This is a genomic window from Cupriavidus sp. FW305-27, from assembly GCF_058787995.1.
Genome location: NZ_JBYTAG010000057.1, coordinates 23,016 through 47,537, shown reverse-complemented (window position 1 = coordinate 47,537; position 24,522 = coordinate 23,016). Strand labels below are relative to the sequence as shown.

Genomic DNA, 24,522 nt, shown 5'->3' with positions numbered 1-24,522 from the left:
GGGGCCGGGGGTGAGGGCGGGCGGTTCTGGTGGCGTGGTGCCTTGCTGAACCGCCCCTCACCCTGGCCTCTCCCCGTGAGGGGAGAGGGGAACACAATCAGGGCGCTCAGTGGCGCCGCACCCTGCGCAGCTCGTCCACGATCAGCAGCACCGCGCCGACCGTGATCGCGCAGTCGGCCACGTTGAAGGCCGGCCAGTGGTAGTTGCGCACATAGAAATCCAGGAAATCGACCACGTGCCCGTAGACCACGCGGTCGATCACGTTGCCGACCGCGCCGCCCAGGATCAGCGACACCGCAAAGCAGAACAGCCGCTGTCCGGTGTGGCGATACAGCAGCCACACGATGAACGCGCCCACCACGATGCCCAGCCCGGTGAAGAACCAGCGCTGCCAGCCGCCGGCATCGGCCAGGAAGCTGAACGCCGCGCCCTTGTTGTAGACCAGCATCAGGTTGAAGAAGCCGGTCACCGGGCGCGATTCACCATAGGTGAAGGTGCGCACGATGACGATCTTGAAGAACTGGTCGAGCACCACCACCAGCAGCGCGAAGGCCATCCACAGCAGCGGGGTGGTGCTGGCGGCCTTGTTGTTGCGGCGTGCCGGGCGCGCGGAACGGGACGTGGTCGATGCCATCAGGCATGGCTCCTGTGTTCACCGGCGCCGAACAGGTTGCTGTCGCAGCGCCCGCAGAGGGTCGGATGGTCCGGGTTGTGGCCGACATCGGCGCGGTAGTGCCAGCAGCGCTCGCACTTGGCATGGGTCGACGGGGTCACGGTGACCAGCAGGTCGCCGGCCTCGGGCGCGTGCGTTACCTTGGCCGATGAGGTCAGCAGCACGAAGCGCAGGTCGTCGCCCAGGCTCTGCAGCGCGTCCAGCACCGGGCCGCCGGCCTGGATGGTCAGTTCGGCCTGCAGCGACGAGCCGATCTCGCCTTCCACGCGCACCGCTTCCAGCTGCTTGGTGACCTCGGCGCGCACTTCGCGCAGCGTGTGCCACTTCTGCAGCAGGTCGTCGGCGCCATCGTCGACTTCCGGTATCGCGTAGTAGGTGCTGGTGAAGATGGTGTCGGTGTGCTCGGTGCCGTGGGCGAAGATCTGCCACGCTTCCTCGGCGGTGAACGACAGGAACGGCGCCATCCAGTGCAGCATCGCCTGGGTGATGTGGTACAGCGCGTTCTGCGCCGCGCGGCGGGCCTTGGAGTCCGGCGCGGTGGTGTACAGGCGGTCCTTCAGCACATCGAGGTAGAACCCGCCCAGGTCCTCGGAGCAGAAGGTCTGCAGCTTGGACACCACCGGGTGGAATTCATACGCCTCATAGTGCGACAGCACTTCCTTTTGCAGCTGCGCGGTCAGCGCCACTGCGTAGCGGTCGATCTCCAGCCATTCCGACGCCGGCAGCGCGTGCCTGGCGTGGTCGTAGTCGGACAGGTTGGACAGCAGGAAGCGCAGCGTGTTGCGGATGCGGCGGTAGCCTTCCACCACGCGCTTGAGGATCTCGTCCGAGATCGACAGCTCGCCGGAGTAGTCGGTCGAGGCTACCCACAGGCGGATGATCTCGGCGCCCATCTTGTTCGAGATGTCCTGCGGCGACACGGTGTTGCCGATCGACTTGGACATCTTGCGGCCTTCGCCGTCGACTGTGAAGCCGTGCGTCAGCAGCGCCTTGTAGGGCGGCTTGCCGTACAGCATCGACGCGGTCAGCAGCGACGAGTGGAACCAGCCGCGGTGCTGGTCCGAGCCTTCCAGGTACAGGTCGGCGAGGCGGCCATCGGCTTCATCGGCGGACGGATCGTACAGGTCGTCGCGGTGCGAGCCGCGGATCACGGACCAGTGCGTGGTGCCGGAGTCGAACCACACGTCCAGCGTGTCGCGGTTCTTCTCGTACTGGCTGGCCTCGTCGCCCAGCAGCTCGGCCGGGTCCAGCGTCTGCCAGGCCTCGATGCCATGCTGCTCGACGCGCCTGGCCACTTCTTCCAGCAACTGCGGCGTGCGCGGGTGCAGCGCTCCGGTTTCCTTGTGCAGGAAGAAGGCCATCGGCACGCCCCACTGGCGCTGGCGCGACAGCGTCCAGTCCGGCCGGTTGGCGATCATGTTGTGCAGGCGCTGCTTGCCCCAGGCCGGGAAGAACTCGGTGGCGTCGATGCCGGCCAGCGCGGTCTCGCGCAGGGTGGGGCCGGTCTTGCCGTTCTCGTCGGCCGGGTCCACGTCCATGCCCGCGAACCACTGCGAGGTGGCACGGTAGATGATCGGCGTCTTGTGGCGCCAGCAGTGCATGTAGCTGTGGGTGTACTTGTGCGAATTGAACAGGTTGCCCGAGGCCTGCAGCACCTCGACGATCTTCGGGTTGGCGTCCCAGATCGACAGCCCGCCAAAGAGCGGCAGCGTGCCGGCATAGACGCCGTTGCCCATCACCGGGCTGATGATGTCGGAATCGGCCATGCCGTGCGCCTTGCACGACTGGAAGTCTTCCACGCCGTAGGCCGGCGCCGAGTGCACGATGCCCGAACCGGTGTCGGTGGTGACATAGTCGCCCAGGTAGACCGGCGACAGGCGGTCATAGCCCGCGTCCATCCTGGCCAGCGGGTGGTGGAAGCGGATTTCCGACAATGCCGCGCCGGTGGTGGTGGCCACGACCTTGCCTTCCAGGCCGTAGACCTTGAGCTGCTCCTCGACGCGCTCGGTGGCCAGGATCAGGTAGCCGCGCGGGGTTTCGACCAGCGCGTATTCCACTTCCGGGTGCACGTTCAGCGCCTGGTTGCTCGGGATGGTCCATGGCGTGGTGGTCCAGATCACGATCCAGCCGGGCTTGCCGTCGAGCTGCTCGAAGGGCACCTTGAAGGCGTGTGCCAGCTTGTCGGCTTGCGCGAACGGGAAGCCCACGTCGATCGACAGGTCGACCTTGTCCTTGTATTCGACCTCGGCCTCGGCCAGCGCCGAGCCGCAGTCGAAACACCAGTTCACCGGCTTCAGGCCGCGGAACACATAGCCCTTCTCCATGATCTTGCCGAGTGCGCGCAGTTCATCCGCCTCGTTGCTGTAGTTCATGGTCAGGTAGGGGTGGTCCCAGTCGCCCAGCACGCCCAGGCGTTCGAAATCCACCATCTGGCGCTTGATCTGCTCGGTGGCGTAGGCGCGCGCCTTGGCCTGGACCTCCTGCACCGGCAGGCCCTTGCCGAATTTCTTCTCGATCTGGATCTCGATCGGCATGCCGTGGCAGTCCCAGCCCGGCACGTAGACGGCGTCCAGCCCGGTCAGGCCGCGCGCCTTGATGATCATGTCCTTGAGCACCTTGTTGACGGCGTGGCCGATATGGATGTCGCCGTTGGCATACGGCGGGCCGTCGTGCAGCACGAACTTCTTCGCGCCCTTGCGTGCCGCGCGGATCTTCTTGTAGAGCTGCTTGTCCTGCCACTGCTTGACCCACTGCGGCTCGCGCTTGGGCAGGTCGCCACGCATCGGGAAGGGCGTGTCGAGCAGGTTGACCGGATATTTGCTTTTCTCGGGCTTGGCGCGTTTGTCGTCAGGCATTTCGATTCTCAGGGCAATTCGGGTTGGCGCGCGGGCGGCGGCAGGCCGGCGGGCGCGCGGAAAGACTGGGGCGGCGGCGTGCGTGCCGGGCCCGCGCCACTGGCGTGCGGGCGGGCGCCGGCCGCTACCTAATTCGGTCGGTGGCGGAGGTGGCGAAGTCGCGCCCGCCGCTGCCTTCGGCCGCGCCCGGGGCGGTCAGGCCGAAGAAGGCGCGCGCATCGGCGCTGTCCTTGGCGATGGCGGCGGTGAGCTCGTCCAGGTTGTCGAAGCGCGCTTCGTCGCGCAGCTTTTTCATGAATTCAACCCGCACCAGCTTGCCGTACAGGTTCTCTTTGAAATCGAACAGGTGGACTTCCAGCAGCACCCGGCCGGCGTCCTCGATGGTGGGGCGCACGCCGATGCTGGCCACGCCCGGCAGGGGCTGGTCGGCGATGCCGTGCACCTGCACCACGAAGATGCCGCTGACTGCCGGCCGCTTGTGCGAGATGCGCAGGTTCAGCGTCGGGAAGCCCAGGTCGCGGCCCAGCTTGCGGCCGTGGATCACGTGGCCGCTGATGGCATAGCCGTGGCCGAGCAGGCGCCGGGCATGCTCCAGATCGCCGTCGGCCAGCGCCTGGCGCACGGCAGAGCTGGAGATGCGGATGCCGCCTTCGGACACCGATCCCATCTGCTCGACATCGAAGCCGTAGCGGCGCCCGGCTTCCTGCAGGTAGGTAAAGTCGCCGGCGCGCCTGGCGCCGAAGCGGAAGTCGTCGCCGACCAGCACCCAACGCGCGTGCATGCCGTGCCACAGCACGTTCTCAACGAACGCCTGCGGCGACTGGGCGGCAAAGTGGGCGTTGAAGTGTTCCACCACCACCCGGTCCACGCCGTTGCGGCGCAGGCTTTCCAGCTTGTCGCGCAGCAGCGCGATGCGGGTGGGGGCCTTGTCCGGGGTGAAGAACTCGCGCGGATGCGGCTCGAAGGTCATCACGCACAGCGGCAGGCCGCGTGCGTCGGCGGCTGCACGCGCACGCGCGAGCAGCGACTGGTGGCCGCGATGCACACCGTCGAAATTGCCGATGGTGAGCGCGCAGGGCGCCCGGCTTTCGGCGTTGGGCAGGCCGCGGAAGACTTTCACGGGGACGGCGGGAAACGTTTCAGGTAAAGCGAGCATTATAAGGCGAATGGGTCCGCTTGCCGCTCCCGCCGCCCGCGGCCGGTGCCGCGCTGCTGTTTTTGTGCCGCAACCGGCCCTCGCGGCATGGCGCAATGCCGCAAAAGGCGGCATGATATGGCCCACTTCGGCTTCACTTCGGCGCTGGCACCTGCTGCCCCCGACATCCGCCCATTCCAAGCCAGCCACACTTGAAAGCGCTGCCCAACCGGTTCTTTTCCCGGCTCCTGCCCCGAGTCCTGCCTCAGGCGACCGCCCAGCTCGACGTCGAGACGCGCGCCAAGCTGATGGCCATCGTGCACAAGAACTCGCCCACGGCGATCGTGGCCTCGGTGCTGCTGCCCGCGCTGACCACGCTGGGATTCTGGAACGACGTGAGCCGCGCGGCCTTGCTCGGCTGGTGCGCGGTGATGCTGCTGCTGACGGTCGGCGGCCTGTGGTTCTATGTCGGCTACCAGCGCGACCATGCCTCGATGAGCCGCTCCGCGCACACGCGCAAGTGGTGGAACAATATGCGCGCGGTTGCCTTCCTGACCGGCGTGACCTGGGGCAGTTCGGCGCTGCTGCATTTGTATACGGGCTCGGCCGTGTTCTCCAGCGTGCTGTACCTGCTGACCCTTGGGGTGCTGGCAGGCGGCGCGGTGTCGCAGGCGCCGGTGCCGTCGAACCTGGTCTATGCCGGCGTGCCGATCCTGGTGCCCAATATCCTGATGGCGGAATTCGCCTTCCCCGGCCATGGCGTCTATGTGCAGGTGCTGCTGGTGATCTATGGTCTGATGCTGTCGCGCCATGCCTTGCACCTGCAGGTCACGCTGGTGCGCGCCATCCAGCTCGAGGGCGACAGCCGCCGCCTGGCCAAGCAGTTCCAGGAGGAAAAGGAGCGCGCGCTGCATGCCAGCGAGGAGAAGTCGCGCTTCCTGGCTGCCGCCAGCCACGACCTGCGCCAGCCGGTGCATGCGCTGGTGATGCTGGTGGAGGCGCTGCGCGCGCGCAACCAGTCGTCGGCGCTGCATCCGCTGGTGGAGCAGGTGGCGGCGGGCACCCAGACCATCGACCTCCTGTTCCGTTCGCTGCTGGACCTGTCCAAGCTGGAAGGGCGCAAGGTGTTGCCGACGCTGGAGCCATGCGAGCTGGGCGCGCTGATTCGCGACGTGATGAGCCAGTTTGCCGCCGATGCGCGCGAAAGCGGCCTGACCCTGACCCCGCGCGTGCCCGACGAGCTCTACGCCATGGCCGAGCCGGTGCTGTTGCGCCGGGCCCTGTTCAACCTGGTGCAGAACGCGCTGCGCTACACCCAGCGCGGCGGTGTGCTGGTGACCGCGCGCCAGCGCCGCAAGCATGTGCGGCTGGAAGTCTGGGATACCGGCGCCGGCGTGACACCCGAGCACCTGCCCGACATCTTTTCGCCGTATTACCAGGTCCATAACCCGCAGCGCGACCCGTCGCAGGGCCTGGGCCTGGGGCTGGCCATCTTCAAGGAATGCGTGCGCCTGATGCGCGGCACCTATGGCGTGCGCTCGGTGCCGGGCAAGGGTTCGGTGTTCTGGTTCGCGCTGGCGACGGTGCCGGCCGAGACCGTGGCCAGCGTGCGCGAGATGCGCGCGATGGCGCAGGCGGAAGAGGCCAAGCCCGACCGCCTGCAGGGCACGGTGCTGGTGGTCGACGACGACAGCCAGATCCGCAAGGCCTGGATCGCGCTGATGGAGGCCTGGGGCATCCGCGTGGCCTGCGCCGCGCACGGCGCCGAGGCCGACAAGCTGTTTGCCAAGGGCCTGCGCCCGGACATCATCTTCTGCGACCTGCGCCTGCCCGGCAGCGAGAACGGACTGGATTTGCTCGAGCGCTGGCAGAACACGCAGCCGCAGGCGCGCAGCGCGCTGCTGACCGGCGACCTGAAATCCGCCGCGCTGGCGGCGGCGGAAGAGGCGGGATATTTCGTGCTGCCCAAGCCGGTGGACCCGGCTTCGCTGCGGCTGCTGCTGCGCCGCTGGCTGCGGCCGGCGTAGGGTACCGGCCTGCGTTACTGGCGCAGGCGGAACCGCTCCATGCGCGACATCACCTGCATGCGCGTGCGCACGCCCAGGCGCTGCAGGATGGCTGACACGTGCTCCTTGACGGTGTTCTCGGTCAGCCCCAGGCGGCGCGCGATCACCTTGTTCGGCAGGCCTTCCAGCACCAGCGCCAGCACCGAGCCCTGGCGCGGCGTCAGGCCGAGCTCGGCCGGCGTGACCGGAATGCCGTGGGCGGGCCCGAACGACTGCGCGCGGCCGTTCAGGGCCTCATCGGTGGGGAAGGAGGTGTCGCCTGCCAGCACCTTGCGCACCGCGGCGGTGAAGGCATTGGCATCAAGGTGCTTGCCGACGAAGCCGCAGGCCGACAGCGCGCGGGCGCGGCCGACGATCTCGGGGGTGGCCTCGGCGGACATGAAGATGAAGCGTGCGCCGGGGATGACGGTCTTGAACGACTGCATGGCATCGAAGCCGGTGCCATCGTTCAGCCAGATATCGAGCAGCACGATATCGGGGCGCAGACCCTGCTGCAGGCTTGTCAGGGCTTCGCGGGCACTGCCGGCGGCATGGACTGCCACATCCGGCATGACTTCGGCGAGGAAAGCCGTAGTGCCTGACAAAGCCATAGGATGATCATCGACCACCAACAACGTCGGTGCAGCGTTCGACATGCGAATTCCCGTTCAAATTCCCGTTTCGTCCTTGTTGTCACCAGCTCTTGGCGAGCACTGTGTCATGCACAGGGTTGGCGCGTGGACGTAGCGCCCACTCTAGCAGAGGGGGCGAAGCGTCACAATCCATCAATCGGGGGTATACGGGCATGCCGTCACATGTTAGAGACATCGCGCCCTGTCCGATTCTCGTGAATTAAGCACGTAATGCGTTGGCTTTACCAGAGTTTAGCGCCTTGCCTTGGTAGAATTGCGCGATGAAAAAAATTGTCATCTTGATTTCCGGACGAGGCTCCAATATGGAAGCCATCGTCCGTGCCTGCGCGGGTGGCGGCTGGCCCGCCCGGGTGGCGGCAGTACTGTCGAACCGGCCGGACGCCGCCGGGCTGCAATTCGCGCAGCAGCATGGCATCGAAACCGGCGTGGTCGACCATCGCCAGCACCCTGACCGTGCCGCTTTTGATGCGGCTTTGGCCGAGGCCATCGACGCCCACGCGCCCGACCTGGTGGTATTGGCCGGTTTCATGCGTATACTCACGCCCGGCTTCGTCGACCGCTATGCGGGCCGGCTGCTGAATATCCATCCGTCGCTGCTGCCATGCTTCCCGGGCCTGAACACCCACAAGCAGGCGCTCGACGCCGGCGTCAAGCTGCATGGCGCCACCGTGCACTTTGTCACCCCAGAACTCGACCATGGCCCGATCGTGATTCAGGCTGCACTTGATGTGCGGCCGGCGGACACGCCCGAGAGCCTGGCCGCGCGCCTGCTCGAATGCGAGCACGTGATCTATCCCCGCGCCGTGCAATGGTTCGTAGAGGACCGCCTGCAACTTCAGGACGGCGTAGTCAACGTTATCAACCCGGCCGAATCGCAATTGCTGATGGCCATCTCCGCCGATACCCCGGCGGGAGGAGTCAAGGCATGAGTCGCACCCAGGCAGGAACCCGATCCCCGCGCAGCGAAGGACATGCCCCCGCGCGCAGCAAGGGCAAGGGCAAGGGCAGCCCCATCCGCAAGTCGCCCAATGCCAACGGTGCCCCGGTCCGCTCGCATGGCGGCCTCCATGCCACCCATATCCAGCATATCGACCGCCTGCTGGGCAAGGTCATGCTGTTTGCGCGCCCGGCCGATGCCGTGGTGAGCTATTACTTCCGCGAGAACAGCAAGCTTGGCCACCGCGAGCGCGGCATCATCGCCGAGGCCATCTACGCGGTGCTGCGCCGGCGCGTCGAATTTGCCCAGTTTGCCGAAAGCGGCACGGGCGCGACCTCGCGCCGGCTGGCGCTGCTGGGCCTGGCCGCGACCCTGGGCCGCGACACGCTGACGCCGTTCCTGCATCCCGAAGAAGCCGAGTGGCTGGACCGTCTGACCACGATCGAGCGCTCCAGCCTGGCGCCGCGCGTGCGCGCCAACCTGCCCGAGTGGCTGTACGACGAACTGGTGCGCGGCCACGGCGAGGCCTTCGCCGCAGCCCTGGGCGACGCGCTGCTGCGCCCGGCGCCGCTGGACCTGCGCGTCAACCTGGCCAAGACCAGCCGCGAGGCCGCGCTGGCCGAGCTGCACGCCGCCGGCCTGGGCGCCGAGCCGACGCCGATGGCGCCGGCCGGCATCCGCATGGCCGGCAAGCCGGCACTGAACCAGTTGCCGATCTTCGTCAACGGCCTGGTCGAGGTGCAGGACGAGGGCAGCCAGCTGCTGTGCAACCTGGTCGCACCCAGGCGCGGCGAGATGGTGGTCGACTTCTGTGCCGGCGCGGGCGGCAAGACCCTGGCGCTGGGCGCGGCGATGCGCTCGACCGGCCGGCTCTATGCCTTCGACGTATCGGAAAAGCGCCTGGCCAACCTGAAGCCGCGGCTGGCGCGCAGCGGGCTGTCCAACGTCCATCCGGTGCTGATCGACTCCGAGCGCGACGCCAAGATCAAGCGCCTGGCCGGCAAGGCCGACCGCGTGCTGGTCGACGCGCCCTGCAGCGGCCTGGGCACGCTGCGCCGCAACCCCGACCTGAAATGGCGGCAATCGCCGGAGTCGGTGCTGGAACTGACTGCCAAGCAGAGCGCGATTCTGGATTCGGCCGCGCGGCTGGTGAAGGGCGGCGGCCGCGTGGTCTACGCGACCTGCAGCGTGCTGGAAGCCGAAAACGAGCAGATCGTGCGCGACTTCCTGGCTGCGCACCCCAACTTCCGCCTGGTGCCGGCCGCCGAAGTGCTGGCCGAGCAGAAGATCGAAGTGACCGGGCTGCCGGACAACGGCATGTTTGCCCTGTATCCGCACCTGCACCAGACCGACGGCTTCTTTGCCGCGGTGCTGGAACGCACCAGCTGAGCGCCGGTGCCTGCCGGGCCGCCTGCCGATCGCGCGGGCGGCCGCGCCAACCCTGAGTTTCCTCGATGAACGGTGAGACCCTGTCCGACCTGGGTGGCCTGAAAGACCTGAAGGCCTCCCACTCCATGTTCGGCAAGATGCTGGACGACCTGATCCGCGACGCAGGCGGGCCGGGCTTCTTCTGGCAGCTGCTGGTGCTGGCCGGCTGCCTGCTGGTGGCCTGGCCGCTGGCGCGCTTCGTGGTGCGGCGCCTTGAAGCGCGCTACCAAGGCTCAAGCTTCTCCGTGCGCTTTGCCGCCGCCAGCCTCGAGCGCGCCATGTTCCCCCTGGCCGGATGGGTGCTGGTGCTGATCGCCCGCTTTGCGCTGGAGCCGCTGATCCCGATCAGCGTGCTGCGCCTGGCGCTGGTGCCGCTGTTCGGCATCACCTTCCTGAATTCCACCTTCTATGTGCTGCGCCGGGTGATGTCGGGCAGTGGCCAGCTGCATGGCATGCTGCTGCTGGTGGAGAAGGTGCTGACCACGCTGGTGTGGGCCGGCATGGCGCTGTACGTGCTGGGCGTGCTGGCGGACGTGGTGGCGTGGATGCAGGGCGTGCGCTTTGCGATCGGCGGCAAGCAGAAGATCAGCCTGGCCGAGACCCTGATGGCGGTGGTCTGGATCCTGCTGACGGTGCTGGTGGCGCTGTGGTTCGGTTCCTGGCTGGAAGAGCGGCTGATGCGCTCGGCCAACCTCGACGGCAACCTGAAGGTGGTGCTGACGCGCATCTCCAAGGCCTTGCTACTGCTGGTGTCGCTGCTGCTGAGCCTGTCGCTGGTGGGGATCGACCTGACCGTGCTGTCGGTGTTCGGCGGCGCGCTGGGCGTGGGCCTGGGGCTGGGTTTGCAGAAGATCGCCAGCAACTACATCTCCGGCTTCATCATCCTGCTGGACCGCTCGGTCAAGCTGGGCGACCAGATCACGGTGGACAAGTACACCGGCATCGTGTCGCAGATCCGCACCCGCTATACGGTGGTGCGCAACGGCGATGGCGAAACCCTGGTGCCGAACGAGCAGCTGGTGGCGCAGCCGGTGCAGAACCATTCGTTCTCCAACACCAATGTGCGCGTGGCCACCCGGGTGCAGGCAGACTACAACGCCGATCCGGAAACGGTGATCGCGCTGCTGACCGCATGCGTGCGCGACCTGCCGCGCGTGCTGCCCGACCCGGAGCCCGCCGCTTTCCTGGTGCTGTTTGCCGATAGCGGCATCGAGTACGAGGTTGCGGTCTTCGTGGCCGATCCGCAGAACGGCAAGCTGGGGGTGCAGTCGGCGATGAACCGCGCGATCTGGCGCACGCTGCGCGAGCATGGGATTTCCATCCCCTATCCGCAGCGTGAACTCCGCGTGCTGGGCGAGGCACCCTTGCCCGGCAACGATCTGCCCCCATCTAAGACGGTAGCGGATGCAGCGAATGCGGCGAGTGCCGCATAGACCGCAAGATGGGCGCAGCATGCGCCACCCACGGAACGAAAACTGTGGCGCTCCGTCCAAATCCGGGAAATAGCGTATGCTTGCGCGTCGCGCGATCCGGTAGAATGCCGGGTTGTCGCGGGTTGCAGCTTCAGGTTGCAGCGCACGCTCCCACATCAGACAGCCGCCAGATTGCAGCGGCTCGTACCTTGTCCCGCCAGCGCAGGCCATCCCGGCGCCGGCGCGAGACTCGTGTGCCTGGGAGCCCGGTATGACTTCGGGTCCCGTGGCAGGCGCCAGAAAGCTATCGCAATCACTTGGATTCGCAGCCTTTTTTCTGCGCGTTGCGTGCACCGGCCCCGCCGGGCTGCACGGGAAAGTCCCTGTTTAACCGACGGAGAACAGTTTGTTCGACACTATTCTTGACTGGGCCGCCAACGGCCTTGCCAACTGGACCTGGTGGGAGATCGTCATCTACACGCTCGTGATGACGCATATCACGATCGCCAGTGTCACCATTTTCCTGCACCGCTGCATGGCGCACCGGTCGCTGGATCTGCACCCGATCGCCCAGCATTTCTTCCGCTTCTGGCTCTGGCTGACCACGGGCATGGTCACGCGCGAGTGGACCGCCATCCACCGCAAGCACCACGCCAAGTGCGAAACCGAAGAAGATCCGCACAGCCCGCAGACCCGCGGCATCCGCAAGGTGCTGCTGGAGGGAGCGGAGCTGTATCGTGCCGAATCCAAGAACAAGGAAACCATCGCCAAGTTTGGCCATGGCTGCCCCAATGACTGGATCGAGCGCAACGTGTACTCGCGCTTCGGCTGGCAGGGTGTCGGCCTGATGCTGATCATCGACCTCGCGCTGTTCGGCGTGATCGGCATGACCGTTTGGGCCGTGCAGATGCTGTGGATCCCGATCCATGCCGCCGGCATCATCAATGGCCTGGGCCACTGGTGGGGCTATCGCAACTACGATTGCGAGGACGCCTCGACCAACGTGTCGCCGTGGGGCCTGATCATTGGTGGCGAAGAGCTGCACAACAACCACCACACGTACCCGACCTCGGCCAAGTTCTCGATCAAGTGGTATGAGTTCGATGTGGGCTGGGGCTATATCCGCGCGATGCAGGCAGTCGGCCTGGCCAAGGTCAAGAAGACCCCGCCCAAGGCACGCCTGGTGGAAGCCCGCCCGGTTGACCACAACACGCTGGAAGCGATCATCGCCAACCGCTATGACGTGATGGCGCGCTACGCCAAGGCCGTCAAGGGCGCGTTCCGCCAGGAACTGGAAAAGCTCAAGGAAGGCCGCGTGGCCGAGTACCGCAGCTTCAAGCCCGCCAGCAAGTGGTTCCACCGCGAGGAAACCAAGCTGGCCGCGCCGCAGCGCGAACAGCTGGCAAGTATCGTTGAACAGAACAAGGCGCTGCAGACCTTCGTCGAAATGCGCCGTGAACTGGCCGCCATCTGGGGCCGTTCCAACCTGACGCGCGAGCAGCTGCTGCAGCAGCTGCAGGCCTGGTGCCATCGTGCCGAGGCCAGCGGCATCCAGGCGCTGCAAGATTTCTCGCTGCGCCTGCGCCGCTACGCCTGATACAATCCGGCCGCGCCGTATGGTTTGACAAAGCCCCGCCCATGGCGGGGCTTTTGTTTTAGATAAACTCCCCAATATTCTGGCCGGGCCGCATCCTTGCTGGCGAAGGTCTAGAGGAGTACCGGAGATGACCCCACAATCGATCAAGACCGTCGAGTTCGAAAAGCCGAACCTGGCGGATGCCGAAAACGCCACTGGCAGCAGCTGCGTGGCCCATGCCTGGGCCAAGGTGCCGCCGGTGCTGACACCCGACGAGCGCCAGTCCCTGAAGACGCGTATTCGCCGCCTGCTCAAGGAACGCAATGCGGTGCTGGTGGCGCACTATTACGTCGACGCCGACCTGCAGGACCTGGCCGAGGAAACCGGCGGCTGTGTCTCCGACTCCCTGGAAATGGCCCGCTTCGGCCGCGACCACGAGGCCCGGACCCTGGTGGTGGCGGGCGTGCGCTTCATGGGCGAGACCGCCAAGATCCTGAGCCCCGAGAAGACCGTGCTGATGCCGGACCTGGACGCGACCTGCTCGCTCGACCTGGGTTGCCCGGCCGATGAGTTCGCCGCCTTCTGCGATGCGCACCCGGACCGCACCGTGGTGGTCTACGCCAACACCAGCGCCGCCGTGAAGGCGCGCGCGGACTGGATGGTGACCTCCAGCATCGGCCTGAAGATCGTCGAGCACCTGCATGCGCAGGGCAAGAAGATCCTGTGGGCGCCGGACAAGCACCTGGGCAGCTATATCCAGAAGCAGACCGGTGCCGACATGCTGCTGTGGCAGGGCTCGTGCCTGGTGCACGACGAGTTCAAGGGCATCGAGCTGGACCTGCTGCGCCGCGAATTCCCCAACGCCAAGATCCTGGTGCACCCTGAGTCGCCGGAAAACGTGGTGGCGCAGGCCGATGTGGTCGGCTCGACCTCGCAGCTGATCGAGGCCGCACAGAAGCTGGACGCGACCGAGTTCATCGTCGCCACCGACAACGGCATCCTGCACAAGATGCGCATGGCGGCGCCCGGCAAGCACTTCATTGAAGCGCCCACGGCCGGCAACAGCGCGACCTGCAAGAGCTGCGCGCACTGCCCGTGGATGGCCATGAACGCGCTCACCAACCTGGCCGAGGTGCTGGAAACCGGCCGCAACGAGATCCATGTCGACCCGGTGATCGGGCGCCAGGCGGTGACCTGCATCAACCGCATGCTGGACTTCGCCGCCGCGCAGAAGCGCAATGTGCGTCCGTCGGCAGACCTGGCCAAGGAACAGGCGCTGTTCAAGGGGATTGGCCCGGCATGAGCGTGAATTCGATTTTCGACAGCTACGGTCCGGCGCTGCAGGCAGCGCTGCAAGCCAATGTGCAGGCCGCCATTGACGAGGATGTCGGCAGCGGCGACCTGACCGGCCTGCTGGTGCCTGCGGCCAAGGCGGCACGCGCGCGCGTGATCGTGCGCGAGTCCGCAGTGCTGTGCGGCCAGCCGTGGTTCGATGCCTGCATGCGCGCGGTCGACCCGGCGCTCGAGGTGCACTGGCTGCAGCAGGAAGGTGCCCGCATGGCGCACGATTCGGTGGTCTGCGAGATCACAGGCCCGGCGCGCTCGCTGCTGACGGCGGAGCGCCCGTCGCTGAATTTCCTGCAGCTGCTGTCGGGCGTGGCCACCGCCACGCGCCGCTATGCCGACCTGATCGCCGGCACCCGCGCGCGCGTGCTGGATACGCGCAAGACGCTGCCGGGCCTGCGCCTGGCGCAGAAGTACGCGGTCCGCATCGGCGGCGGCGAGAACCAGCGGCTGGCGCTGTACGACGGCATCCTGATCAAGGAAAACCATATCGCCGCGGCTGGCAGCATCAGCGCGGCCATGCAGGCGGCGCTGGCGCTCGATACCAGGGCGTCGGTGCAGATCGAGGTGGAAACGCTGGCCGAACTGGAAGAAGCGCTTGCGGCCGGTGCGAAGTCGGTGCTGATCGATAACTTCACCGTGCCGATGATGCAGGATGCGGTCAGGATCAATCGGGGCAGGGCGCTGCTGGAGGTGTCGGGCGGCGTCAATGCCGATACTATCCGCACCTTTGCCGAAACCGGCGTGGACCGGATCTCGGTTGGTGCGCTGACCAAGGACGTGCGGGCGACGGACTATTCGCTGCGGATCATCGGCTGACGCTTCGCGCGATACCAGAAAAACGGGGTGGGGCCTTGCGGCGCCACCCCGTTTTGCTTTGCCTGGCCAGCCGTCAGCGCTTCCTTGTGGCTGGCGGCTGAATCACCGTCGGCAGCGCCTTGGGCAGGGTATCCGGATAGTCCCGGCTGAAGTGCAGGCCCCGGCTTTCGTGGCGCGAATAGGCGCTGTCCACGATCAGCGAGGCCACTTCGACCAGGTTGCGCAGCTCCAGCAGGTCGCTGGTGACGCGGAAGTTGGCGTAGTACTCAGCGATTTCCTCGCGCAGCAGGCCGATGCGGTGCTGGGCGCGCTCCAGCCGCTTGCTGGTGCGCACGATGCCGACGTAGTTCCACATCATGCGGCGCAGCTCGTCCCAGTTGTGCGACACCACCACTTCCTCGTCGGCATCGGAGACGCGGCTTTCATCCCAGGCCGGCAGCGTGATGTCAGGCAGCCCGGCCTTGTCCTTGGAAGCGATGTCCTCGGCCGCGGCGCGGCCGATCACCATGCATTCGAGCAGCGAGTTGGAGGCCAGCCGGTTGGCACCATGCAGGCCGGTGCAGGCGGTTTCGCCCACGGCGTACAGATTGCCGATATCGGTGCGTCCGGAGGTGTCGGTGACCACGCCGCCGCAGGTGTAGTGGGCGGCCGGCACCACGGGAATCGGCTCGCGCGTGATGTCGATGCCGAGCTCCAGGCAGCGCGCGTGGATGGTCGGGAAGTGTTCTTTCAGGAAGGATTCGGGCTGGTGGCTGATATCCAGGTAGACGCAGTCCAGGCCGCGCTTCTTCATCTCGAAGTCGATCGCGCGCGCCACCACGTCGCGCGGCGCCAGTTCGGCGCGCGCATCGTGTTCGGGCATGAAGCGGGTGCCATCGGGCAGCTTGAGCAGGCCGCCTTCGCCGCGCACCGCTTCGGAGATCAGGAAGGACTTGGCGTAGGGGTGGTACAGGCAGGTCGGGTGGAACTGGATGAACTCCATGTTCGAAACCCGGCAGCCCGCGCGCCAGGCCATGGCGATGCCGTCGCCGGTGGCCGTATCCGGGTTGGTGGTGTACAGGTAGACCTTGCCGGCACCGCCCGCGGCCAGCACGGTGTGCGTGGCGGTGAGGGTGCGCACCGCGCCGGTGCTGTCGTCCAGTACGTACAGGCCGTAGCAGCGGTTGCCCGGCAGCCCCAGCTTGCGCGAGGTGATCAGGTCGATTGCGAAGTGGTCTTCCAGGATGGTGATGTTCGGGTGCTGCATGGCCTGCTGCAGCAGCGTGCTGACCACGGCATGGCCGGTGGCGTCGGCGGCGTGGATGATGCGCCGGCGGCTGTGGCCGCCTTCGCGCGTCAGGTGGAAGCCCAGTTCGGCCTGTTCGTCGCGCGTGAATGGCACGCCGCGGTCGATCAGCCACTGGATGGCCTCGCGCCCATGCTCCACGATGAAGCGCGTGGCCTCTTCGTCGCACAACCCCGCACCGGCGACGAGCGTGTCCTGCGTATGCTCGTCATGGCTGTCGCCGGAATCCAGCACGGCGGCAATACCGCCCTGCGCCCAGTCGCTGGCGCCCTGGGTCATGGCGCGCTTGCTGAGGATGGCCACCCGGTGGGTGTCGGCCAGTTGCAGCGCGACCGTAAGGCCGGCCAGGCCGCTGCCGACGATGGCGACGTCGAAATTCATGGTGCGGAGTGCGCTGGGGGGCGCCAGGCAAAAAGGAGGAAACGGGAAAGTCTACACCTGAAGCGCCATCCCGCGCATCAGCGCGTCGCGTGGGGGTGGGCGCTTATCGCCCCGCAGGCCTGCGCGGCGCGCAGGCAACAAAAAGCCCCGCGGCATGGCGGGGCTTTCTGGCGGGAACCGGGATCAATTACTTGATCTTGGTTTCCTTGTAAGCGACGTGCTTGCGGGCGACGGGATCGAACTTCATGATCTCCATCTTTTCCGGCATGGTGCGCTTGTTCTTGGTGGTCGTGTAGAAATGACCCGTACCTGCGGTCGATTCCAGCTTGATCTTGTCGCGGCCGCCCTTGCTTGCCATGATGTGCTCCTAATTAGACTTCGCCGCGTGCGCGCAGGTCGGCGAGCACGGAGTCGATGCCTTTCTTGTCGATCAGGCGCAGGCCGGCGTTCGAGACGCGCAGGCTCACCCAGCGGTTTTCGGATTCAACGAAGAAACGACGATTCTGCAGGTTGGGCAGAAAACGGCGCTTGGTCTTGTTGTTTGCGTGGGAAACGTTGTTGCCGACCATCGGCGCTTTCCCGGTCACTTGACAGACGCGTGCCATGAAGCACTCCTAAATCTTCTATTCGTGGACAATGTTCGCAACAGATCAACAAAAGGCGCGCGGGCCCGGACTGCAGCGGTTGAGACTTCAGCAAAACGGGCATTATAGACCGGATTCCGTCGCCGAATCAATGCCTTCTGTGCTTTGGCGTTATCCGGTGTTGCTGCGCTGTATGTGCCGTGGCGTTGGCGTCACAGCCCGGGCAGGCGGTCGCAGCAGTCGGCCAGCGAGCGGATTTCCTGGCCGGCCACGATGAAATGGTCGAGCAGCCGCACGTCGATCAGATCGAGGGTGCGCGCCAGTTCGTGGGTCAGGCGGATGTCGCTCTGGCTCGGCGCGGTGGTGCCGCGCGGGTGGTTGTGCGCCACGATGATGCCGGCCGCATTATGCACGAGCGCCTGGCGCGCCACCTCGCGCGGGTAGACGGCGGTGCGCGTCAGCGTGCCGCGGAACATTTTTTCACTGGCCACCATGCGGTTGCGCGGATCCAGGAACAGGCACAGGAAGACCTCGTGCGGCAGCGGCGCCAGCGTCAGGCGCAGGTAGTTGCGCACCGCCGCCGGGCCGTCGAAGCCGGTGGGCAGGCGCAGCGATTCGGCCAGCGCACGCCGTGCCAGCTCCGGAATGGCCTGCAGTTGGGCATACTTGGTTTCGCCCATGCCCCGGACGCTTGTCAGTGCGCGCCCCTCGGCCGCGAACAGGGCTGTCAGCGAGCCGAAGCGGTGCAACAGCTCGCGTGCGAGGTCCACGGCACTTTTGCCGGCAGCGCCCACGCGCAGCAGGATGGCCAGCAGCTCGGCGTCTGACAGGGCGGCGGCGCCGCTTTCCATCAGTTTCTCGCGGGGCCGCTCGCAGGCGGGCCAGTTGGCAATGGTCATGAGCACTCCAGGGTAGTCACGCCGTGATGAGGGTGAGGCCGGGTCCGGGGGCGGCGGGCAATGGGCCAGTCGAATACAATACGGGTTGTTGACCGGTTGATCACCCATGAATTTGCAAACTTTCGCGTCGGAAACCGACGGCGGCACGGCTGGCCGCAAGACTGTCCAGGCCGACTCTTTCCTGACCCTGCACTACAGCATCGCGCTCGAGAACGGCACCGAGGTCGTCAGCACGTTCGAGGAGAAGCCCGCCACGCTGCTGCTCGGCCAGGGCCAGTTCGCGCCGACGCTGGAGCAGGCGCTGCTCGGCATGCCCGAAGGCGAGCGCATGACCTACCGGCTGGCGCCGGAGCAGGCCTTTGGCCCGCGCAACCCCGAGCTGCTGCAGTGGGTGTCGCTGGCCACGCTGCGCGAGAACAGTTCCTTCGAAGAGGACTACAGCCCTGGCGACCTGGTGGAGTTCAACGCGCCCGGCGGCGGCAAGTACGCCGGTGTGCTCAAGGAGTTCGGCGAGACCGCCGCGCTCTTTGACTTCAACCATCCGCTGGCCGGGCAGACCATCCTGTTCGACGTGCAGCTGATCGGCATTCTCTGAGCGCGCCGCACGTGTGCCGAACCATCCTGATACCGCAGCATGCCTGACCTGACTCCCGCACCCGACGCAGAAATCCTGATGGCGCAGCCGCGCGGCTTCTGCGCCGGCGTGGACCGTGCCATCGAGATCGTCGAGCGTGCGCTCGAGCGCTTCGGCGCGCCCATCTACGTGCGCCACGAGATCGTCCACAACGCCTATGTGGTGGCCGGCCTGCGCCGCAAGGGCGCGGTGTTCGTGCGCGAGCTCGACGAGGTGCCCGCGGGCGCCACCGTCATCTTCAGCGCCCATGGCGTGTCGCGCGAAGTGCGTGCCGACGCCGCCGCGCGCGGGCTGCACGTGTTCGATGCCACCTGCCCGCTGGTGACCAAGGTGCATGTCGAGGTGAGCAAGATGCGCGCCGAGGGCTGCGAGATCGTGATGATCGGGCATCGCGGCCATCCGGAAGTGGAGGGCACCATGGGCCAGGCCAGCAGCGGCATGCTGCTGGTGGAGTCGGTGGCCGACGTCGCCACGCTGCAGGTTACCGACCCGTCGCGGCTTGCCTACGTGACCCAGACCACGCTGTCGGTGGATGAGACCCGCGAGATCGTGGCCGCGCTCAAGGCGCGCTTTCCGCAAATCCGCGAGCCCAAGAAGCAGGACATCTGCTATGCCACGCAGAACCGCCAGGACGCGGTGAAGTTCATGGCGCCGCAGGTGGAGGTGGTGATCGTGGTGGGCAGCCCCAACAGCTCCAACTCCAACCGCCTGCGCGAGCTGGCCGAGCGCCTGGGCGTGCCGGCCTATATGGTGGACGCCCCCGAGCAGGTGCGCCCCGAATGGATCGCCGGCAAGCGCCGCATCGGCCTGACCGCCGGCGCTTCGGCGCCCGAGGCGCTAGCCCAGTCCATCGTCGAGCGCCTGCGTGAGCTTGGCGCGAGCCAGGTGCGCCCGCTTGACGGCATCGAAGAGAACATGGCCTTCCCGCTGCCGCGTGGGCTGCTGCCGGCCAGCGCCGCCGCGTGACCCGGTGCGGGCCGTGCCCGCCTGCCAGCCCCGCCTTTTACAAGGGCGCCGCTTGATGCGGCGCCCTTTGTCTTTGGTACGCCCGATTTGCAGCCGGCCGGCGCGAATAATGCACGGCGATGGTGCAGGTAATACATGGCTGTCCTGCTGATCAGACAAATCAGGGTAATCCCCCGGTTTGGGGTTTTCCCTATTATGGTGCGGCGCTACATTCTGCACATTAGAGAACGGTGCAGCTGAATTTAAATGAAACACCTAATTAATAAAGGCGCATTATAGGTGGTGCCGGCGATGCTTATCCGCGCCACCGGGCGGCGCAGGCACGATTCTTGTAAGTAGGTGAGGCGGCCGCGTCATGTGAGTGGGAATTGCCGCAATCTGTGCATTGGGGAAATTCCCTAGCTCATTTGACCGGTAAATGGTTAAGGATGTTGCGTCGCGTATTGCATCGACTAAGAAAGGGGATACAATGCGCGCGTTTCAAATTGAAACTAAACAAAGGCGGTCCAGGGAAACGTCCGGGAGGCGTTGAAAATCCCTGTCTTCGTGAATCCTAGGAGATCACTCATGCAAATCACGTTTGCCAAGATTCTGCCGATTGCGGCCGCAGTGGCGCTGGTAGCCGCTTGCGGCAAGAAGGAAGAGAAGCCGGCTGATGCGGCGCCTTCGGCGCCGGCGGCAGCCGCTCCTGCAGCGGGCGGCGGTGAAGTCGTCGTCAAGATCGGCCACGCGGCCCCGCTGACCGGCGGCATCGCGCACCTTGGCAAGGACAACGAAAACGGCGCCCGCCTGGCCGTGGAAGAAGTCAACAAGACCGGCCTGGAGATCGGTGGCAAGAAGATCAAGCTGGAACTGGTTGGCGAAGACGATGCCGCCGACCCCAAGACGGGCACCTCCGTGGCGCAGAAGCTGGTCGACGCCAAGGTGGTGGCCGTGGTCGGCCACCTGAACTCGGGCACGTCGATCCCGGCCTCCAAGATCTATAGCGATGCCGGCATCGTGCAGATCTCGCCCTCGTCCACCAACCCGGACTACACCAAGCAGGGCTTCAAGACCACCTACCGCGTGGTGGCCACCGATGCCCAGCAGGGCCCGGCACTGGCCAACTATGCCAGCAAGACGCTCCATGCCAAGAGCGTGGCGATCGTCGACGACGCCACCGCCTACGGCAAGGGCCTGGCCGACGAGTTCGAGAAGACCGCCAAGGCGGCCGGCGTGAACGTGGTGGCGCGCGAGGCCACCAACGACAAGGCCACCGACTTCAAGGCCATTCTCACCAAGATCAAGGGCAAGAAGCCTGACGTGATCATGTACGGCGGCATGGACGCCACCGGCGGCCCGTTCGCCAAGCAGGCCAAGGAACTGGGCATCGGTGCCAAGATCGTCGGCGGCGACGGCGTCTGTACCGACAAGGTGGCCGAACTGGCGGGCGACGCCGTGACCAACATCATCTGCTCCGAGGCCGGCCTGGCCCTGTCGAAGATGGAGCAGGGCGCGGACTTCTCCAAGCGCTACCAGGCTCGCTTCAACGCCCCGGTGCAGATCTATGCACCGTTCACGTATGACGCCGTGATGGTCGTCGTCGACGCCATGAAGCGCGCCAACTCGACCGAACCGGCTGCCATCCTGGCCGAAATGCCCAAGACCAACTACAAGGGCGTGATCGGCAATATCGCCTTCGACGAGAAGGGCGACATGAAGGAAGGCACCATCACGCTGTACGAGTACAAGGACAAGAAGAAGTCCGTCCTCGACGTCGTGAAGATGTAATCTGGGCTTACCGGCCCATCCGAACGGCACCGTGAGTATTTTGCGGTGCCGTTCTTTTTAGCCTCGCCTAATGTAGAAGCATCCTTACCATGGATGGAGCAGGGCAGGTCGCTTACCAGCAAACCAACCACCGCAACGTTACCCATTACACACCATGGTCCCGCCCCCGGCATCCACACCATGCCGCAAGGTCCGGGACTGAAGCAGGAGTTTTCATGGATATCCTTATCCAGCAGATCGTGAACGGTCTGGTGCTCGGCAGCATCTATGCGCTGATCGCACTGGGCTACACCATGGTCTACGGTATTCTCGGCATCATCAACTTCGCCCACGGCGATGTGCTGATGATCGGCGCGCTGACCGCCCTGTCAGCCATCCTCGGATTGCAGAAGTTCGCCCCCGGCCTGCCTGAATGGCTGACGCTGGTGATCGCCACGCTGGTCGCGATGCCAGTCTGCGCGATCCTGTCCTATTCGATCGAGCGGATCGCCTACCGGCCCTTGCGCAATGCGCCACGGCTGGCCCCGCTGATCACCGCCATCGGCGTCTCCATCATCCTGCAGACGATGGGCATGCTGATCTGGTCGCGCAACCCGCTGACCTTCCCGCAGCTGCTGCCGTCCGAGCCGATCGACATCGGCACGACCGGCGCCACCATCACCGGCAAGGAAATGGTCATCATCGGCATGGCCGTGATGGTGATGTCCGGCCTGCTGGCCCTGGTCAACCGCACCAAGCTCGGCCGCGCCATGCGCGCCACCGCCGAGAACCAGAAGGTGGCCGGCCTGATGGGCGTGAACCCCAATTTCGTCATTTCCGCCACCTTCATGATCGGCGCCACGCTGGCCGCGCTGGCCGGCGTGATGATGGCCACCAACTACGGCAATGCCCACTTCTACATGGGCTTCATCCCCGGCCTGAAGGCGTTTACCGCCGCGGTGCTGGGCGGCATCGGCAACCTGGCTGGCGCCATGGTCGGCGGCATGCTGCTGGGCCTGATCGAAGCGCTCGGCGCCGGCTATATCGGCGACCTGACCAACGGCGTGTTCGGTTCGAACTACCAGGACGTCTTTGCCTTTATCGTGCTGATCACCGTGCTCGTCTTCCGTCCGTCCGGCATCATGGGCGAACGCGTGGCGGATCGCGCCTGAGGAGAGCGAATCCATGAATACTCCGATTCCATCCACGGCAGCCGTCGCGGCGCCCACCAAGGTGCCGGCCAAGACCCTGGCCGCACTGATTGGCTTCCTGGTGATCGCCCTGTGCGCACCGTTCTTCGTCCAGACCCTGGGCGGCAACTACTGGGTCCGCGTGCTGGACTTCGCGCTGCTGTACATCATGCTGGCGCTGGGCCTGAACATCGTGGTGGGCTTTGCCGGCCTGCTTGACCTGGGCTATATCGCGTTCTACGCGGTCGGCGCCTACCTGATGGCGCTGCTGGGCTCGCCCCACCTGGCGAACCAGTTCGAGTGGATCCAGCAACTGTTCCCCACCGGCATCCACCTGTCGATGTGGTTCGTGTTGCCGATCGCGATCCTGGTAGCCGCCACCTTCGGCGTGCTGCTCGGGGCGCCAACGCTGAAGCTGCGCGGCGACTACCTCGCCATCGTGACGCTGGGCTTCGGCGAGATCGTCCGCATCTTCATGAACAACCTTGACCGCCCGGTCAACATCACCAACGGGCCCAAGGGCATCACCGCGGTGGACCCGGTCCATATCTTCGGCTTCGACTTCTCGAAGTCGCACGAGATCTTCGGACTCAAGTTCACGCCGGTGTTCATGTACTACTACCTGCTGGTGTTCCTGGTCATCGTGATCGTGTTCGTGAGCCTGCGGCTGCAGACCTCGCGTATCGGCCGCGCTTTCGTGGCCATCCGCGAAGACGAGATCGCCGCCAAGGCGATGGGCATCAACACCCGCAACATCAAGCTGCTGGCCTTTGCCATGGGCGCTTCGTTCGGCGGCGCCTCGGGCGCGGTGTTCGGCGCGTTCCAGGGCTTCGTGTCGCCGGAATCGTTCACGCTGTGGGAATCGATCTACGTGCTGGCCATCGTGGTGCTTGGCGGCATGGGCCATATCCCGGGCGTGATCCTGGGCGGCGTCCTGCTGGTGGGCTTCCAGGAGTTGCTGCGCGTGGTGGCGGAGCCGATGCAGACCGGTTTGTTCGGCCATGTCATCGTCGATGCCGAAGTGCTGCGCCAGCTGCTGTTCGGCCTGGCCCTGGTCGGCGTCATGCTGTATCGCCCGGCGGGCATCTGGCCGTCGCCGCGCAAGGAAGACCGCCCGGTGGTGCGCCGTGCGGGCAGCGTGGGCCGTTTCTGACCAGGAGGACAACATGAGCAACAACGATTTCCTCCTGTCGGTACAGGGGGTCAACAAGCGTTTCGGCGGCCTGCAGGCACTGTCCGAGGTGGGCCTGCAGATCAAGCCGGGCGAGATCTACGGGCTGATCGGCCCCAACGGCGCCGGCAAGACCACCTTCTTCAACGTGATCACCGGCCTGTACACGCCGGATTCAGGCGAGTTCGTGCTGGGCGGCAAGCCCTACCAGCCGACCGCCGTGCATGAGGTCGCCAGGGCCGGCATCGCGCGCACGTTCCAGAACATCCGCCTGTTCGGCGAGATGACTGCGCTCGAGAACGTGATGGTGGGGCGCCACGTGCGCTCCAAGGCCGGCGTGTTCGGCGCGATCTTCCGCCCGCCCGCGGTGCGCCGCGAGGAAGAGGGCATCGAGGACATGGCGCACGACCTGCTCGACTATGTCGGCATCGGCAAGTACGCCAACTTCACCGCGCGCAACCTCTCCTACGGCCACCAGCGCCGGCTCGAGATCGCGCGGGCGCTGGCGACCGAGCCCAAGCTGCTGGCACTGGACGAACCGGCCGCGGGCATGAACGCGACCGAGAAGGTGGAGCTGCGCGGACTGCTCGACAAGATCCGCAACGATGGCAAGACCATCCTGCTGATCGAGCACGACGTGAAGCTGGTGATGGGCCTGTGCAACCGCATGACGGTGCTGGACTACGGCAAGGTGATTGCCCAGGGCCTGCCGCACGAAGTGCAGAACAACCCCGCGGTGATCGAGGCCTACCTCGGCGCATCGGCACACTGATGGCCGGAGGACAA

At 65.9% G+C, this 24,522-nt stretch carries 21 protein-coding genes; 13 read left to right on the top strand and 8 right to left on the bottom strand.

What is annotated here, in order from left to right:
* Positions 1 to 106: 106 nt before the first annotated feature.
* The 3 genes from lspA to AC3WRI_RS24450 form a co-directional block, all read right to left on the bottom strand.
* Positions 107 to 634 carry a signal peptidase II gene (gene lspA, locus AC3WRI_RS24460; RefSeq protein WP_492294254.1) on the bottom strand — a complete coding sequence of 176 codons (528 nt, stop codon included), beginning with the start codon at positions 632 to 634 and terminating at the stop codon, positions 107 to 109.
* On the bottom strand, positions 634 to 3,528 hold the full coding sequence (ileS, locus tag AC3WRI_RS24455) for an isoleucine--tRNA ligase (RefSeq protein WP_010814991.1): 2,895 nt from the start codon (positions 3,526 to 3,528) through the stop codon (positions 634 to 636). Before ileS ends, lspA begins: the two co-directional genes overlap by 1 nt.
* Positions 3,529 to 3,652: 124 nt before the next feature.
* A complete protein-coding gene (locus AC3WRI_RS24450; RefSeq protein WP_492294252.1) occupies positions 3,653 to 4,648 on the bottom strand; it encodes a bifunctional riboflavin kinase/FAD synthetase in 996 nt (331 codons plus the stop codon).
* Positions 4,649 to 4,875: 227 nt separating this feature from the next.
* On the opposite strand from AC3WRI_RS24450, the gene AC3WRI_RS24445 reads away from it, so the two are divergent.
* Complete coding sequence (locus AC3WRI_RS24445; protein WP_010814989.1) at positions 4,876 to 6,690, top strand: hybrid sensor histidine kinase/response regulator; 1,815 nt, start codon at positions 4,876 to 4,878, stop codon at positions 6,688 to 6,690.
* A 14-nt stretch (positions 6,691 to 6,704) separates the two neighbouring features.
* On the opposite strand, the gene AC3WRI_RS24440 is transcribed toward AC3WRI_RS24445, so the two are convergent.
* Positions 6,705 to 7,364 (bottom strand): response regulator, encoded by a 660-nt coding sequence (locus AC3WRI_RS24440; protein WP_011615962.1) that lies wholly within the window; start codon positions 7,362 to 7,364, stop codon positions 6,705 to 6,707.
* Between the two features lie 257 nt (positions 7,365 to 7,621).
* Here AC3WRI_RS24440 and purN point away from each other — a divergent pair, with 257 nt between their 5' ends.
* The 6 genes from purN to nadC all read left to right on the top strand — a co-directional run bounded on the left by purN (position 7,622) and on the right by nadC (position 14,877).
* Positions 7,622 to 8,290 (top strand): phosphoribosylglycinamide formyltransferase, encoded by a 669-nt coding sequence (gene purN / locus AC3WRI_RS24435; RefSeq protein ID WP_037023529.1) that lies wholly within the window; start codon positions 7,622 to 7,624, stop codon positions 8,288 to 8,290.
* Positions 8,287 to 9,687, top strand: a complete 1,401-nt coding sequence (locus tag AC3WRI_RS24430; RefSeq protein WP_010814986.1) for an RsmB/NOP family class I SAM-dependent RNA methyltransferase — start codon at positions 8,287 to 8,289, stop codon at positions 9,685 to 9,687. The genes purN and AC3WRI_RS24430 overlap by 4 nt, the downstream gene beginning before the upstream one ends.
* Before the next feature lie 65 nt (positions 9,688 to 9,752).
* On the top strand, positions 9,753 to 11,159 hold the full coding sequence (locus tag AC3WRI_RS24425; protein WP_010814985.1) for a mechanosensitive ion channel family protein: 1,407 nt from the start codon (positions 9,753 to 9,755) through the stop codon (positions 11,157 to 11,159).
* Between the two features lie 385 nt (positions 11,160 to 11,544).
* Positions 11,545 to 12,735 carry a DesA family fatty acid desaturase gene (locus tag AC3WRI_RS24420; protein ID WP_010814984.1) on the top strand — a complete coding sequence of 397 codons (1,191 nt, stop codon included), beginning with the start codon at positions 11,545 to 11,547 and terminating at the stop codon, positions 12,733 to 12,735.
* A 127-nt stretch (positions 12,736 to 12,862) separates the two neighbouring features.
* The gene (gene nadA / locus AC3WRI_RS24415) at positions 12,863 to 14,017 is read left to right on the top strand and encodes a quinolinate synthase NadA (protein ID WP_010814983.1); all 1,155 of its coding nucleotides are present in this window, start codon (positions 12,863 to 12,865) and stop codon (positions 14,015 to 14,017) included.
* On the top strand, positions 14,014 to 14,877 hold the full coding sequence (nadC, locus tag AC3WRI_RS24410; protein ID WP_439668226.1) for a carboxylating nicotinate-nucleotide diphosphorylase: 864 nt from the start codon (positions 14,014 to 14,016) through the stop codon (positions 14,875 to 14,877). Before nadA ends, nadC begins: the two co-directional genes overlap by 4 nt.
* A 73-nt stretch (positions 14,878 to 14,950) precedes the next feature.
* Here the strand turns inward: nadC and nadB are convergent, their stop codons facing one another.
* The 4 genes from nadB to radC all read right to left on the bottom strand — a co-directional run bounded on the left by nadB (position 14,951) and on the right by radC (position 18,026).
* Positions 14,951 to 16,543, bottom strand: a complete 1,593-nt coding sequence (gene nadB / locus AC3WRI_RS24405; RefSeq protein ID WP_010814981.1) for an L-aspartate oxidase — start codon at positions 16,541 to 16,543, stop codon at positions 14,951 to 14,953.
* Between the two features lie 187 nt (positions 16,544 to 16,730).
* Complete coding sequence (gene rpmG / locus AC3WRI_RS24400; protein WP_010814980.1) at positions 16,731 to 16,901, bottom strand: 50S ribosomal protein L33; 171 nt, start codon at positions 16,899 to 16,901, stop codon at positions 16,731 to 16,733.
* Between the two features lie 13 nt (positions 16,902 to 16,914).
* Positions 16,915 to 17,148, bottom strand: coding sequence for a 50S ribosomal protein L28 (gene rpmB / locus AC3WRI_RS24395; protein ID WP_006575661.1), 234 nt, complete (start codon positions 17,146 to 17,148; stop codon positions 16,915 to 16,917).
* Positions 17,149 to 17,339: 191 nt separating this feature from the next.
* On the bottom strand, positions 17,340 to 18,026 hold the full coding sequence (gene radC / locus AC3WRI_RS24390; RefSeq protein ID WP_492294250.1) for a RadC family protein: 687 nt from the start codon (positions 18,024 to 18,026) through the stop codon (positions 17,340 to 17,342).
* A 106-nt stretch (positions 18,027 to 18,132) separates the two neighbouring features.
* On the opposite strand from radC, the gene AC3WRI_RS24385 reads away from it, so the two are divergent.
* From AC3WRI_RS24385 to AC3WRI_RS24360, 6 genes are all read left to right on the top strand, one after another.
* Complete coding sequence (locus tag AC3WRI_RS24385; RefSeq protein ID WP_010814978.1) at positions 18,133 to 18,621, top strand: FKBP-type peptidyl-prolyl cis-trans isomerase; 489 nt, start codon at positions 18,133 to 18,135, stop codon at positions 18,619 to 18,621.
* A gap of 39 nt (positions 18,622 to 18,660) precedes the next feature.
* Positions 18,661 to 19,626, top strand: coding sequence for a 4-hydroxy-3-methylbut-2-enyl diphosphate reductase (gene ispH, locus AC3WRI_RS24380; RefSeq protein WP_010814977.1), 966 nt, complete (start codon positions 18,661 to 18,663; stop codon positions 19,624 to 19,626).
* A gap of 567 nt (positions 19,627 to 20,193) precedes the next feature.
* On the top strand, positions 20,194 to 21,396 hold the full coding sequence (locus AC3WRI_RS24375; protein WP_010814976.1) for a branched-chain amino acid ABC transporter substrate-binding protein: 1,203 nt from the start codon (positions 20,194 to 20,196) through the stop codon (positions 21,394 to 21,396).
* A 215-nt stretch (positions 21,397 to 21,611) separates the two neighbouring features.
* On the top strand, positions 21,612 to 22,547 hold the full coding sequence (locus tag AC3WRI_RS24370) for a branched-chain amino acid ABC transporter permease (protein ID WP_010814975.1): 936 nt from the start codon (positions 21,612 to 21,614) through the stop codon (positions 22,545 to 22,547).
* Between the two features lie 13 nt (positions 22,548 to 22,560).
* Positions 22,561 to 23,718 (top strand): ABC transporter permease subunit, encoded by a 1,158-nt coding sequence (locus AC3WRI_RS24365; RefSeq protein WP_010814974.1) that lies wholly within the window; start codon positions 22,561 to 22,563, stop codon positions 23,716 to 23,718.
* Between the two features lie 13 nt (positions 23,719 to 23,731).
* Complete coding sequence (locus AC3WRI_RS24360; protein ID WP_010814973.1) at positions 23,732 to 24,508, top strand: ABC transporter ATP-binding protein; 777 nt, start codon at positions 23,732 to 23,734, stop codon at positions 24,506 to 24,508.
* Positions 24,509 to 24,522 lie beyond the last annotated feature (14 nt).

Coding starts and splice junctions, on each gene's coding strand:
- lspA (WP_492294254.1), bottom strand. CDS start 634: ATGGCATCGACCACGTCCCGTTCCGCGCGCCCGGCACGCCGCAACAAC.
- ileS (WP_010814991.1), bottom strand. CDS start 3,528: ATGCCTGACGACAAACGCGCCAAGCCCGAGAAAAGCAAATATCCGGTC.
- AC3WRI_RS24440 (WP_011615962.1), bottom strand. CDS start 7,364: ATGTCGAACGCTGCACCGACGTTGTTGGTGGTCGATGATCATCCTATG.
- purN (WP_037023529.1), top strand. CDS start 7,622: ATGAAAAAAATTGTCATCTTGATTTCCGGACGAGGCTCCAATATGGAA.
- AC3WRI_RS24430 (WP_010814986.1), top strand. CDS start 8,287: ATGAGTCGCACCCAGGCAGGAACCCGATCCCCGCGCAGCGAAGGACAT.
- AC3WRI_RS24425 (WP_010814985.1), top strand. CDS start 9,753: ATGAACGGTGAGACCCTGTCCGACCTGGGTGGCCTGAAAGACCTGAAG.
- nadA (WP_010814983.1), top strand. CDS start 12,863: ATGACCCCACAATCGATCAAGACCGTCGAGTTCGAAAAGCCGAACCTG.
- nadC (WP_439668226.1), top strand. CDS start 14,014: ATGAGCGTGAATTCGATTTTCGACAGCTACGGTCCGGCGCTGCAGGCA.
- nadB (WP_010814981.1), bottom strand. CDS start 16,543: ATGAATTTCGACGTCGCCATCGTCGGCAGCGGCCTGGCCGGCCTTACG.
- rpmG (WP_010814980.1), bottom strand. CDS start 16,901: ATGGCAAGCAAGGGCGGCCGCGACAAGATCAAGCTGGAATCGACCGCA.
- rpmB (WP_006575661.1), bottom strand. CDS start 17,148: ATGGCACGCGTCTGTCAAGTGACCGGGAAAGCGCCGATGGTCGGCAAC.
- radC (WP_492294250.1), bottom strand. CDS start 18,026: ATGACCATTGCCAACTGGCCCGCCTGCGAGCGGCCCCGCGAGAAACTG.
- AC3WRI_RS24385 (WP_010814978.1), top strand. CDS start 18,133: ATGAATTTGCAAACTTTCGCGTCGGAAACCGACGGCGGCACGGCTGGC.
- ispH (WP_010814977.1), top strand. CDS start 18,661: ATGCCTGACCTGACTCCCGCACCCGACGCAGAAATCCTGATGGCGCAG.
- AC3WRI_RS24375 (WP_010814976.1), top strand. CDS start 20,194: ATGCAAATCACGTTTGCCAAGATTCTGCCGATTGCGGCCGCAGTGGCG.
- AC3WRI_RS24370 (WP_010814975.1), top strand. CDS start 21,612: ATGGATATCCTTATCCAGCAGATCGTGAACGGTCTGGTGCTCGGCAGC.
- AC3WRI_RS24365 (WP_010814974.1), top strand. CDS start 22,561: ATGAATACTCCGATTCCATCCACGGCAGCCGTCGCGGCGCCCACCAAG.
- AC3WRI_RS24360 (WP_010814973.1), top strand. CDS start 23,732: ATGAGCAACAACGATTTCCTCCTGTCGGTACAGGGGGTCAACAAGCGT.